We start from the raw sequence: 13,308 nt of genomic DNA on the forward strand, positions 1-13,308 counted from the left end.
AAATTATTGAGAGTCCCTATTTATTAGTTCCAAAATACTGTAACATTTAATTCCCATATCATTTAAGATATCTATGTCCTCAATAGCTCCTATCGAATTACCATAATAGAATACATTAATGTTATACCCCTTGCTTCTTAAATCCATAAATTCGTTTTTATTTTCGCTATTTATATCACATGTTACAATAGCAATATAGCTTCCTCTATTTATACTATTTAAATTACCGTGAATAAAATCAATGAAGCTACCTTCCCCTAGGCTACAATTTGTTAAAAAATACTCCATCAATCCATTAAACTGCTCTTTAGTATCTACATCAAACTTTTTATATTCTTTATTACATATAAAGATTTTAGACTTTATACCGCTTGTAACCATTTTATTGAGTAATGAGGCAGAAAAGTCCACTAATAACTCTTCCTTTGTACCATCCTTATCAAAATAAAATCCTTCTCTTCTCATGTCTAAAAATAAATTACATTGATAGCCTGAAACATAATCATAATTTTTAACATATAAGTCACCATGCTTAGCACTAAGTTTCCAATGAACTCTCTTTAGACTATCACCCATCCTATATTCTCTAATATCTTTAATTAAAGTTAAATCCTCTACTTTACTTTCATTACTTAATTTGTTTTCTATTTTCTCACTACCACCTAAATTTAAATGTTTTAGGGAGTAGATTTTAGGGTAAACTTTGATACCTGCTTTATTTTCATACTTCTTTGTATATTTAAAAATTCCAAATACATCATTTATCTTTAATGTGGTGATACCAAAATCATATACTCCTCTTTTTTTAAACACCACTTGTTTTTTTAAGAATTTGCGGCTATTTAAATTTAGAAAGAAAGCATCTCCTTGATATTTTGTTATTATGCCAACTAAAGTATCATTGGCTACCTCCATATATGCTATGGGAATAACAGAATTATTAGTAACTTTCAGAATTAACTCTTCACTATCCCCTACATTAAATTGTTGCCTACTACACCTTATTTCTGAATCCACATTTCTACTTATAAAATACACATAAATTACTCCTAAAAATAATACTAAAAATAATGTATAAAATATAGCATATGGAAGATTTCCTCCTGAAACTCTAGCGAACCCTAAGGATAATATAGTTAACCCAACAAAGGATTTTTTTATTCTAACCATTCTTTATCACCTTTGGAACTGGTAAAGTGCGAAGCACTTCTGATATAATCGTTTCACTGTCAATTTTATTTGCTCTTGCACTAGATGTTGGTATAATTCTATGACTAAGCACTAGCTTTGCGTTTTCTTTTATATCTTCTGGAATTACATAATCTCTTCCCTTTATTAGTGCAGTAGCCTGTGAAACTCTCTGAAGTGCTATAGAAGCTCTAGTACTCGCTCCTAAAGCCAAACTTTTATTATGTCTTGTTGCGTTGATAATATTAACAATGTATTTATTTAGTTCATTGTTAATACGAACTTTTCTAACAATATTCTGTAGCTGAATTATATCCTCTTTACTTGCCACCGCCTCTAACGCTTTAAGCGGATCTTCTTCTTTATAAACGTTTAAAATTGAAACTTCATCATTTTCACTTGGATATCCAATTCTTACTTTTATCATAAATCTATCCAATTGAGCTTCTGGCAATGGAAACGTTCCTTCGTATTCTATAGGATTTTGTGTAGCCATTACCATAAAAGGTCTTTCAAGTATATAAGTATTTACCCCTTCTGAAACCTGTTTTTCTTCCATAACTTCTAAAAGTGCAGATTGTGTCTTTGGTGATGTTCTATTAATTTCATCAGCTAGTATTACATTTGCGAAAATTGGACCTCTTTTGAACTCAAAATCACTATTTTTAATATTATAAATTGATACTCCAATAATGTCTGAAGGTAATAAGTCTGGGGTGAATTGTATTCTACTAAAGGAAAGATTCAAGCTTTTAGTTATCGCTTTGATTAGTGTAGTTTTTCCAACTCCAGGCACATCTTCAATAAGTATATGTCCGTCTGCAACTATGCCTTTCATTATGTTATAAATCTCATTTCTTTTACCTATAATAACCTTTTCTACATTGTCCACTATTTTTTCTATTAAAGCTAAATTACTATTCATCTCAATACCTTCCTTTCAATACGTGCCATTATTAAATAATACCATATTTTATATAAAATAATCATATCATGAATTCAGAAAATTGTGATTAAATTATTGATATAAATTCATTATTTTGTAAATTTCTTTATTTCCAATATAAAATAATACAAGAGTATACTTGAATTGGTTTTATTTTAAACTCACCTAAGCTTTTGTTTTATATATTTTCTAAAAAATTTACCTTGTAAAAAACTAAAAGTGACTTAAAAACTTAAATCACTTTTTTTGATTTATTCTAGCTAATTTCCCATTCTAATCACCCTATTTTTACCATTGTATTTACTTGTAGAAACTAACTCTTTTTTCATGGCCTCGTTTTCAATAATTACAGTTCTATAAAGCTCAACTACATAACCTACTTCTCCTTCTTTTTCAACAATGATTTCACCTTTAGTTAACTGTGAATCGTATTTAATAATTATTTTAGGTTTTATAGTTTGTTTTATTTCACTTTCTATACTATAGCTTTTTCCACCTAAATCTTTGTCAGAGTATATATTAAAAGATAGTATTGAGTTTTGCACATGTCCATCTATGAAGATGGGAAAGTCTGTATCATTCATAAATTTTAAGTCAGAATATCCATAGAATATCATGGCATCTTGGCCTAATGGTATATAAGAAATGGGAAGACTATGATTTCTTCTTTCTAGTATCTTTAATTCACTTCTCAAAACAGCATTATATAAAGTTGTAGAAACTTGACAAACTCCTCCACCTATATCATCCACAAATTCATCTCCTACAATAACCTTTGCACTACTATACCCCTTTTCTGCTGTTGTTTTACCTACTATTTCATTAAAACTAAAAATATCTCCTGGCATTAATAAGGTTCCATTAATTGCCTTAGTTGCAACCTTTATATTATTGCCTCTAGATTGTGAAGAATTATAGAATGAAGTGCTAAAGGCGCTAACTTTTGAATTGATGGACTTTAACTCTATCTCTCTTACTTTAGGAATCTCCTCATGTACCTTTCCTAAGATTACTACATCATTATATGTAATCTTATTTAGCTGGTTTTTAATGTCTTCTTTTAACTTTTCCGAATCTAATTTTCTCCCACTTACTTCAGGAGTAATTTTGAAAATTCCTCCGCCAAAATGTTCTATTTTTGCATCCATAGGTTTAATATTTATCTTTTCTTCTATAGTAGCTAATATATTATCTAAAGCTTTATCATTAAAGCTGACTTTCATTTCAAAATTTTTAATTTTAGGATTTCTGATTAGTTTATAGCTTTTTATAAAATTAATCTGTTTTCCATAATTCATTGCCTCATCAACCACGCTTTGGATATTAGGCTCAACTTCTAAAATCCTATAATTAATTTTATATTCAAAGTCTCCTACTAAAATAAGGACTTCTTTATTAATTACCTTTTCCCACAGTTCCTTATATAACTTGTTTTTTGCATTTTCACCATCTAATCCTGACACTGAAATATTGTTAATATATACTTCTGGATAAATTGAACTATCATATTTTTTTACTCTTATATACATCAAAGTTAAAAAATAAATTATAATCAAACTAATTGCAAAAATAAGTATTAATAAGCCCCTTTTTTTCACCCAAATCCCCTCCATTATATTAATTATATGAATTGAATTGGAGTTTAATTATAATTTTTTTGTACTACTTTACGGAAAATTGTGCTAATATAATATTGATATTCAATTTTGAAAATATTTTATTTTTTAATAATCAAAAGAGGTGTTTTTATGAATTACAATGTAAAACAAATTAAAGAGTATCTTGGAAACATACTAACTATACCAAGTCCCACTGGATATACTGTTAGAATAATGGATTATATCCGAGGAGAATTAGATAAATTAAATATTCCTTATACTACTACAAATAAAGGAGCAGTAATCGCTACATTAAAAGGTGAAAATGATGATTATCAAAAAACACTATCTGCTCACGTAGATACCTTAGGTGCTATGGTTACTGGAATTAAAGGAAATGGTCGTTTATCCTTAACTCAACTTGGTGGATTTATGATGACCTCTGTAGAAGGTGAAAATGTTACCATTGAAACTGCTGAAGGAAAAACCTTTGAAGGTACAATTCAGACAATCAAACCATCAGTTCACATAAGTGGTGCAGATGCAAGAGAACTAAAAAGAGTTCCAGAGAATTACGAAGTTGTACTCGATGAAAAAGTATTTTCAAAAGATGATGTTTTAAAACTAGGAATAAATGTAGGAGATTTCATTTGTTTTGATACACGAACAAGATTTACTGAAAGTGGATACATTAAATCTAGACATCTAGATGACAAAGCTAGTGTTGGAATACTACTTTATACTTTAAAATACATCGTAGAAAATAATATAAAACTTCAAAACACAATTAATTTATTTATAAGCAACTATGAAGAAGTAGGTCATGGAGCTTGTGCTTCAATTCCTGAAAACACTAAAGAATTCATTGCTGTAGATATGGGTTGTCCTGGACTTGATCAAAACTCAACAGAATATGCTTGTTGTATTGCTGCGAAGGATTCCTCAGGACCTTACGATTTAGATTTAAGAATTAAATTAACAAATCTATGTAAAAAGCATAATATTGAATACAGAATTGATGTTTATCCATTCTATGGGTCTGATGCTTCTGCTGCTCTTAGAGCAGGTTATGATATTAAAACTGCTTTAATTGGAGCTGGTATCTTCGCATCACATGGTTATGAAAGAACTCATATGGACTCAGTATTAGCCACAATAGATTTAATAGTTAACTATATCAGTGAATAGAAATTTAAAAGCGTAGTGCTCGCACTACGCTTTTTTTATAATGTACAGGATGTTATAAAATATCTAAAGTAATATTTCATGCTATTAGCTTGATCTTCTAATTTTTCTTCTCCAACTTGGTGATAATAATTCATCAATAATATCATTCATCACTGCTACCCCACATAGCTTTTCTTGCTCATCTATAACTGGCAAGGAGTATAGATCATATTTTACTGCTATTCCAATTGCTTTTTCAATTTCATCAGTATCCCTAACTTTAAAAACTTTAGTGTTCATAATTGATTTAAGTTTACTGCTAGGATCAGCTAAAATTAAATCTCGTAATGAAACAAACCCCTGCAGTTTTTCATCCTTATCAATAATATAAATATAGTGGGAAACCTCATCCTCTGGTTTTAGCTCCCTTAGAATATTCATAGTTTCAGCTATGGTAATATCTATATTGAAGGAAATAAAATCTGGGTTCATTATACTTCCAACAACTTCATCTTCATATTTCATTAAGTCTCTGATTTCACTTTCATCATCATCATTAACATTTATAAGGACCTTATTTGCTATTTCCTCATCTAACTCATCCAATATATCTGCAATTTCGTCATTTGGAATAAGATCTAATAATTCTCTTGCTTTACCCTCACTTAAGCTCGTCAAAATTTCCTGCTGGATTTCTTTATCAAGTTCCTCTAAAGTGTCTGCCGCTAAATCATTATCTAATCCTTCGATTACTTTCACTCTATCATCTGGTGAAAGCCCTGCAATTATTTCTGCTATATCTGCTGGATGAAGTTGGCTTAATTTATTGTATGCTGTTGTAAGTTGCAATCCATTTTCAACCATTTCAAGTGATTGAACACTCTCCCAAGTTACCACATTTTCCTTTGGATCTTTTCCAAACAAACTGTACAATCCCTTTATAGCATTTTCAAAACCTAGCTTCCTGGCTGTGGCTAAAACCCCTGACTCAACTTCAACAACTTTAATCTCACCATTATTTTTTACAAGCCTTAAATCTGTTACCTTAACTATTTTCTTACCATTAATATCAACAATTTGCTTACTTAATAAGTTCTTTGATAAAAGATAAGAATACTTCCTAGGAATTATATCCTTAACTTGCCTAACTTTAATTAAATAATTTCCATTATGCTTATACACATCAATACTTCTGAACTCAAAATTATAGACATCTCTGCCCTTTCTTATTTGATAACCAATGGCTCTCGGATAACCATCTTCTGTAGTTACATAGATATCTTGTAGTCTTCCGATGCAATCCTCAAACTCATCATAAACAAAATTGTTTAAAAGATTACTTAAATGAAATTCTGTAAGTTTCTCCATAGCTATTCCTCCTATTCTTGTAGAAGAATATTATAGTGTTAGTGTAACTTTAATGTATAATAGTCCTCTACCATATTAAATTTTAATTTAAATATAAATTTCGACTCTCCTATTCGAGGGCCACTTTCCATTAAAGTTCACCACCTAACTAGTTTTTACCTATTGCATTTAAATATATAAACCAACTTTAAATAAAAATGTCTAATTTTAATATTTAAAGTTTAAATTAACATAAAAATATCGTCATACCTATGTATTATTATAGTCGAAAAAACTTATTTTGTAACTAATTTATTTAAAATTTCCTCATATTTATTCAAAAAATCATTTTACACGGATTTTTCGCACTATTTTGTTAAATATCTAGTAAATACTCGGTATTTCATTTTAATTATCATACCTTTCCTTTTCTATTATATTCTTGTTCATATTTTAAATTAATTATGTTAATATAGTTATATTGTCAATAAATCGATGTAATTTCTATATTAAAATTTAGATTTATCACAAAATTTTATCTCCTGTAAGGGGTGTTTACATGAAAGTAACGGACAAATTTTTACCTATAAACAAGGAAGAAATGAAAGCTCGTGGTATAAACGAGCTTGATTTTATAATAATAACTGGGGATGCATACATTGACCATCCCTCCTTTGGAACTGCCATAATTGGACGATTACTAGAAAGTGAAGGTTTTTCAGTAGGAGTAATTGCTCAACCTAAGTGGGATAATGCTGAAGATTTTAAAAAACTAGGGAAGCCTAAATATGGCTTTTTAATTAATTCTGGAAATATAGATTCAATGGTGAACCATTATACTGCATCAAAGAAAAAAAGAAGAGATGATTTATATTCTCCTGGTGGAAAATCAGGTTATAGACCTAATAGAGCAGTTATTGTCTATGCAAATAGAGCAAGAGAGGCCTATAAGGATGTCCCTATTATCTTAGGTGGTATTGAAGCTAGTTTACGACGTTTTGCTCATTACGATTATTGGGATGATAAGGTTAGAAAAAGTATACTTTTCGATTCTAAGGCTGATTTGTTAATATACGGTATGGGTGAAAAGCCTATTGTTGAAGTAGCTAACCTTTTAAGCTATGGTATGGATATTTCAAAGATAACCTCAGTTAGAGGCACTTGTTATATATCTAAAGACATATCTTCCCTAAAAGATTACGTAACCCTTCCAAGTTTTGATGAAATAACTTTCGATAAGAGAGCTTATGCTAAAAGCTATAAACTTGCATCACAAGAGCAAGATGCTATTAGAGGTAAAACTGTGATTGAGCCTTATGGTGATAGATATGTAGTTGAAAACCCACCTCAGTTCCCACTAACTCAACAGGAGATGGATAATGTTTATAATCTTCCATATACTAGAACCTATCACCCTATATATGAACCTATGGGTGGTATCCCAGCCTTAAATGAAGTTAAGTTTTCTATTACTAGTCATAGGGGATGTTTTGGAAGTTGCTCTTTTTGTGCTCTAACTTATCATCAAGGAAGAGTTATACAAAATAGAAGCCAAAACTCTATAATTGAAGAAGCAAAACTCCTAACGGAAGATAATGATTTTAAGGGTTATATACATGATATTGGTGGTCCAACTGCGAACTTTAGACATAAAGCATGTAAAAAACAAGAAACCCATGGAGTTTGCAAGGATAGACAGTGTATGTTCCCCACTCCTTGCAAGAATTTAATAATAGATCATACTGAGTATTTATCTCTTCTGAAAAAAGTACGTAGTCTTGCTAATATCAAAAAGGTTTTTATACGGTCTGGTATAAGGTATGATTATTTAATCCACGACAAAAACACAAAGTTTTTTGAAGAACTTTGTGAACATCACATTAGTGGTCAGTTGAAAGTTGCCCCAGAACACATAAGTGATAAAGTTCTTAATCAAATGGGGAAACCTACAAAAGAAATATATGAAAAGTTTAAAAGTAAATACTCCAATATAAATAAGAGTCTAAATAAAAATCAATTTGTTGTACCTTATCTCATGTCAAGCCATCCTGGTAGCGATATGAATGCAGCTGTAGAATTGGCTGAATACATTAATACAATGGGATATATGCCTGAACAAGTTCAAGACTTTTATCCAACACCCGGTAGTCTTTCTACCACTATCTATTTTACTGGAATAAATCCTATTACTGGCGAAGAAATCTATGTACCTACAGATCAAAAAGAGAAGAATATGCAAAGGGCATTAATGCAGTTTAAAAACCCTGAAAATCATGCTCTCGTTAAAGCTGCCCTAATTAAGGCTCATAGAGAAGATTTAATCGGTAATGATAAACGTTCCTTAATACCACCTGTTCCTCAAAAGCCTGTTAATTTTAGAAGAAATAAGAGTAGTAAAAGCAATAATAACCTTTCAACCACCCAAAGCTCTAAGTCAGATAAAAATACTGTAGGTAGCAAAGATGAAGGTACAAAAAATGATAAAATCTTAAACAGTAAAAATGTCATTAAATTGAAACCTAATAGCAATAACAAAACTACGAGGAAACCCTCAACTAGGCGAAAATAAAAATTGCTTATAAAAATTACGTATGAATAGCAAGTTATTTTAAATAAAAATCAAAGTAGCAAGAAGAAGTTCTTGCTACTTTTGTGTTTATGTACTTATTTTTTATTTTTTACTTTATCATACTCCAATAACCCATCTTTAATTGCCCTCTTTATAACATAATATAGTAAAAATAAAAATGGTATTGTGCACATGAAATATATCATCACATAATTTGTAATCTTCACCATAGATAAAGCCTCCTAGGTTTAAAATCTCTTATATCTTATTATAATATTTACTATATTTCAACTTCAAAAATAAAACTAGTGAAATATTCTATATTCACTAGTTTTTTGTATAATTTCAATTAAATAATGCATAACTTCATTTTCTTATATTAATTTATGAAAACATTTTAGTTATACCAAGCTTTAGCTTTCTATAGTAGACTTCCATTTAAAGAGAATGAGATGCATACTCCAAGGTGTTGTTAACATTATACTTTTTTGTTTGGTCTTTTTTTCATTTCTTTATTAATCTTAACCCAGTGTTTTTTATGCTCAATAGCAGCTGTTTTATTAACTTTTCTTTCCATATACTCTGCTTCTTTTTTGAGTTTAAAATAACTTTCTAATCTGTCTTCAGTGATAACACCCTCTTCAATAGCTTTTAATACTGCACATCCCGGTTCAGCTTTATGACTGCAATCTGAAAACTTACATTGAGTAGCTATATCACTTATATCCTTAAAGGAGTTATCCACGCCTTCTGTATTGTTTAAAAGTTGAAGTTCTCTCATACCAGGAGTGTCAATTACCACTCCTCCAGATGGTATACATATCAATTCTCTATGAGTAGTTGTATGTCGTCCCCTTTCATCTCCTTGTCTAACTCCTTTAGTCGCTTGCTTTTCATATCCCAAAAGTGCATTTATAAGTGTAGACTTCCCAACTCCTGATGAACCGATAAAAGCTATTGTTTCACGCTCTTTTACATAATGTATAATTTCCTGTACTCCTTCTCCAGTATAAGAACTTATAATGAATATATCAATTCCAATAGAAATCTCTTCAACTTCTTTCATTCTTTCATCCAATTCATCACATAAATCTGCCTTAGTTAGTACTATTACTGGCACTGCTCCACTATCCCATACTATAGTAATATAGCGTTCTAATCTTCTTATATTAAAATCATTATTTAAAGCCATACAGATAAAAACCTTATCTAAGTTAGCTCCTATTATTTGTTCATCACTTTTAACCCCAGCTACTTTCCTACACAATTTACTGCTTCTTTTAATGATTCCATGAATAATAGCTTCTCCAGATTTATTACTGTCTCTATCTAAAACTACCCAATCTCCTACCGCAGGATAATCACTTCTCTGTAGTCCATCGAATATTAATTTTCCTGACACCTTAGCATTAATATCACATAGCTCTGTAGCTACTTTATATAACCCCTTTTGCTCAACTATTATCCTACCTAAATAATATTCACCATAAAATTCCTGAAACTCTTCAAAAACACTTTCTTTTAATCCTAATGAATATAGTCTATTATCTTTATTAATCAATGTTTATTCCTCCCTTTATTTTGGACGCAAAAAAGCCCTGGCTCAGCTTCAAGCTACTCCAAGGCTCACAATAAACATTTACTAGATTTACAATAAATAATATAAAAACGAAAAACTTATATTTTAGTTTTTATATAGAAATTTATATCCCTCGGAGTAGCAATTATTAAAATTAGGCATAACAAAAACAACACTTAATTTTTTCATATTACACAACTCCTTTCAGATAAATAATTTCCTTATTTATACTATAAATTTCTTTTACAATTACCATTATATACTAAATTAAATAATTAATCAATATAATAAAATTTATTTATTTTAAATAAGCTTGCATTTTATATTCAATTCATTATAAATAATTATTTTGCACCAACCATAGGCGAATAAAAGTGTTTCCTTATTTTTTGCCTATAGAATTATATTTTATAATTGAGACTTATCTTATAAACTTCCTTAAACCATAATCTAGGGTTATCATCCAAAACAGCTCCCCACCTATAATAACACCAACAAAATCAGGATGTAATACTGAAACCACTGTAGTTATTATTGTAACTAATGCTGATATTACTATCATTATTACACCTATTTTATTACTGTGTCTAAATCCATAAATTTTGAATCCTAGAATAAAGACAAAACTATTAATAGATAATAATACTAAATAGCTAATAAGACCATTTTCTAAGGTTATGGAGTACCCATATACATTTGAAAGATTGGTTACTAATGGAGCTTTTATAATAAGCATAAAATAAACCATAATAAAAATCCCACAAAGTATATAAAAGAAGCTTAACTTTATTTTTTCATTTCTCGAATAAATATAAATGCAAATAAATATTATGATTGGCATATAAAACAGTTCTAAAAATATCAGTGGTTTAAGAAGATAAACATATTGCATCTTATCATATACAAATAACAAAAGCAAAGCTATAAATCTTAATAAAATCAAAATCATAGCAATTATTGTAATAGCCTTTATCTTTTTAGGCGCATAAGTAAAAGAGGTTGTTATTCCTTCATAAATTAACATAAACATTAACAATATAGAAATTAAATATATATAAGTAAACAAAAACTCACTCTCCATTAAATTAATCTTAATTATATATATTTTGTTAAATTATGTTTTATGAACTAAATTATTCTTCCTTGTATCCTAATATTTTTAAAGCCCTTCTCTCGCAAGTTATAGTTAATGGGAAATCTGGGCCTTTTTCACCATCTATGTCAGTACCTATATCTTCTTCACATTCCACAGTAAGCCTATCAGTTTTGAAATATAGTACTCCATCCATATCGGATACTAGACCTTTTTTAGCCATTATTAATATATTGTTTAAGGCACTCTTTACAACATCTTCTTTTATTACCACCACGTCTAAAACTCCATCATCAGCTTGTGACAAATCAGTAAACTTAATATTACCTGCAGTTTGACCATTAAAAACTAGCAATGTATATATATTCCCTTGAAAATTTGCCACTGGTGATGTAATCTTCACATAAACTTTTTTTAAGTTCGTTACCTCCTCAATACCCTTTAAATAATATGCAATCTTTCCCATAGTATTCTTAAGATGAGGATCTGTCTTTTGAGATATATCAGTGAAAATTCCAGTACTTGCTACGTTAACAAAATATTTATCATTAATTTTACCTAGATCAAATCTCTTGGGCTTACCATCTAATATTTGATTGCATGCTTTAGATATATCACTGGGAACCCCTAGGTATTTTGCAAAGTCATTAGCAGTTCCTACAGGTAAAAATGCCACAGGAAGGTCTACTTCACATTCCTTCATTTTGTTAATTACTGAATCTATGGTACCATCGCCGCCTGCTATTAATATATATTTATAGGTATCATCAATATGTTTAAAAGCCTCCTTAATATCAACATTACTGCTAATTCTAAATGGTTCAATAACATAATTATATTCTTGATGCATCTTTATAACTCTATCTATATTATTCACAATTAAATTTTCACCAGAATAGGGATTATAAATAAACTTTACTCTTTTCAACTTCTGCCCCTCCTTTATTTTCATTCTATATCAATTGTACTATTAAATTAGTAACATAATAATATAAATTTGTAAAATTAAAGAATTTTTAATTATAATGTTACAAAAATTTACATTGTACAACGTTGTTTCTAAGATTCTATTTAGCATAATAAGTATAAGTTGTTATTAAAATTATTTTTTCCCACTCAATTAAAAATATTTCGAACTTAAAAATCTTTAAGGTGATTAAACTTATTTTCAATAAGGCTTTAAAAAAAATAAGTTAATACCCCTCAAATTACTTAAGGGGTATTAGAAATATTAATTAGGGCAGCAAGGTGTAGATATTTCTTTTAAAGTTTCTCCAATATCATTTTTAGAAACATTCTCTACAGCAAGATCTCCAAGAGAAATCATCCCTACCAAATTTTCGTTGTCCATAACAACTAATCTTCTAATTTGTCTTTCACTCATTATTCTTTCAGCCTCTGAAATATCTTTTTCTGAAGAACACATAACTGGATTTGATGTCATAACATCTCTAACTGACAAATTTTCGTTAGCATTATCGGCGATACCTCTAACAACTATGTCCCTATCTGTAACTATACCAACTACGCTGTTTCCCTCACAAACTGGAATAGAACCAATGTTGTGCTCTTTCATAATTCTAGCTGCTTCTTTTACATTGGCATCTGCATTAATTTTTATAACGTCCTTTGTCATTGCATCATTTATTTTCATAATATCACCTCAACATTATTTTCTCAAATTCTCTTATTAATTATTCAAATAAATAGGTATGAAGCATATTTTTTATAACCACTGTTTAAATAAGTCATAATTATTTAGCCCCAATTTTAACACCTTAAACTATTTAATATCTGAATGAACTCAATTTTTTCAACTAT

The 13,308-nt window shown here is 29.3% G+C and carries 11 protein-coding genes; 2 read left to right on the forward strand and 9 right to left on the reverse strand.

The window, feature by feature from the left end:
• Positions 1 to 3: 3 nt before the first annotated feature.
• From RR409_RS14180 to RR409_RS14190, 3 genes are all read right to left on the reverse strand, one after another.
• Complete coding sequence (locus tag RR409_RS14180; RefSeq protein ID WP_332558425.1) at positions 4 to 1,170, reverse strand: DUF58 domain-containing protein; 1,167 nt, start codon at positions 1,168 to 1,170, stop codon at positions 4 to 6.
• Complete coding sequence (locus tag RR409_RS14185) at positions 1,163 to 2,113, reverse strand: MoxR family ATPase (protein WP_332558426.1); 951 nt, start codon at positions 2,111 to 2,113, stop codon at positions 1,163 to 1,165. The genes RR409_RS14180 and RR409_RS14185 overlap by 8 nt, the downstream gene beginning before the upstream one ends.
• Before the next feature lie 281 nt (positions 2,114 to 2,394).
• Positions 2,395 to 3,732, reverse strand: a complete 1,338-nt coding sequence (locus RR409_RS14190; protein ID WP_332558427.1) for a VanW family protein — start codon at positions 3,730 to 3,732, stop codon at positions 2,395 to 2,397.
• A 150-nt stretch (positions 3,733 to 3,882) separates the two neighbouring features.
• On the opposite strand from RR409_RS14190, the gene RR409_RS14195 reads away from it, so the two are divergent.
• Positions 3,883 to 4,920: a M42 family metallopeptidase gene (locus RR409_RS14195; RefSeq protein ID WP_332558428.1), complete on the forward strand. Its 1,038-nt coding sequence runs from the start codon at positions 3,883 to 3,885 to the stop codon at positions 4,918 to 4,920.
• Positions 4,921 to 5,004: 84 nt separating this feature from the next.
• Here RR409_RS14195 and RR409_RS14200 read toward each other — a convergent pair whose 3' ends face one another.
• Positions 5,005 to 6,267, reverse strand: coding sequence for a CBS domain-containing protein (locus tag RR409_RS14200; protein WP_332558429.1), 1,263 nt, complete (start codon positions 6,265 to 6,267; stop codon positions 5,005 to 5,007).
• Positions 6,268 to 6,805: 538 nt separating this feature from the next.
• On the opposite strand from RR409_RS14200, the gene RR409_RS14205 reads away from it, so the two are divergent.
• On the forward strand, positions 6,806 to 8,815 hold the full coding sequence (locus RR409_RS14205) for a YgiQ family radical SAM protein (protein ID WP_332558430.1): 2,010 nt from the start codon (positions 6,806 to 6,808) through the stop codon (positions 8,813 to 8,815).
• Between the two features lie 95 nt (positions 8,816 to 8,910).
• Here RR409_RS14205 and RR409_RS14210 read toward each other — a convergent pair whose 3' ends face one another.
• From RR409_RS14210 to RR409_RS14230, 5 genes are all read right to left on the reverse strand, one after another.
• On the reverse strand, positions 8,911 to 9,045 hold the full coding sequence (locus RR409_RS14210) for a hypothetical protein (RefSeq protein WP_332558431.1): 135 nt from the start codon (positions 9,043 to 9,045) through the stop codon (positions 8,911 to 8,913).
• Between the two features lie 248 nt (positions 9,046 to 9,293).
• Positions 9,294 to 10,376, reverse strand: a complete 1,083-nt coding sequence (gene rsgA, locus RR409_RS14215) for a ribosome small subunit-dependent GTPase A (protein WP_332558432.1) — start codon at positions 10,374 to 10,376, stop codon at positions 9,294 to 9,296.
• 439 nt (positions 10,377 to 10,815) lie between these two features.
• The gene (locus tag RR409_RS14220; RefSeq protein ID WP_332558433.1) at positions 10,816 to 11,460 is read right to left on the reverse strand and encodes a hypothetical protein; all 645 of its coding nucleotides are present in this window, start codon (positions 11,458 to 11,460) and stop codon (positions 10,816 to 10,818) included.
• Positions 11,461 to 11,527: 67 nt separating this feature from the next.
• Entirely contained in the window at positions 11,528 to 12,415 is an 888-nt protein-coding gene (locus tag RR409_RS14225) for a YegS/Rv2252/BmrU family lipid kinase (RefSeq protein ID WP_332558434.1), read from the reverse strand.
• Positions 12,416 to 12,718: 303 nt separating this feature from the next.
• Entirely contained in the window at positions 12,719 to 13,141 is a 423-nt protein-coding gene (locus RR409_RS14230; RefSeq protein ID WP_332558435.1) for a CBS domain-containing protein, read from the reverse strand.
• Positions 13,142 to 13,308 lie beyond the last annotated feature (167 nt).

It is taken from the genome of Clostridium sp. (assembly GCF_036642255.1).
In the GTDB taxonomy this organism is placed as follows: Bacteria; Bacillota; Clostridia; order Clostridiales; family Clostridiaceae; genus Clostridium_J.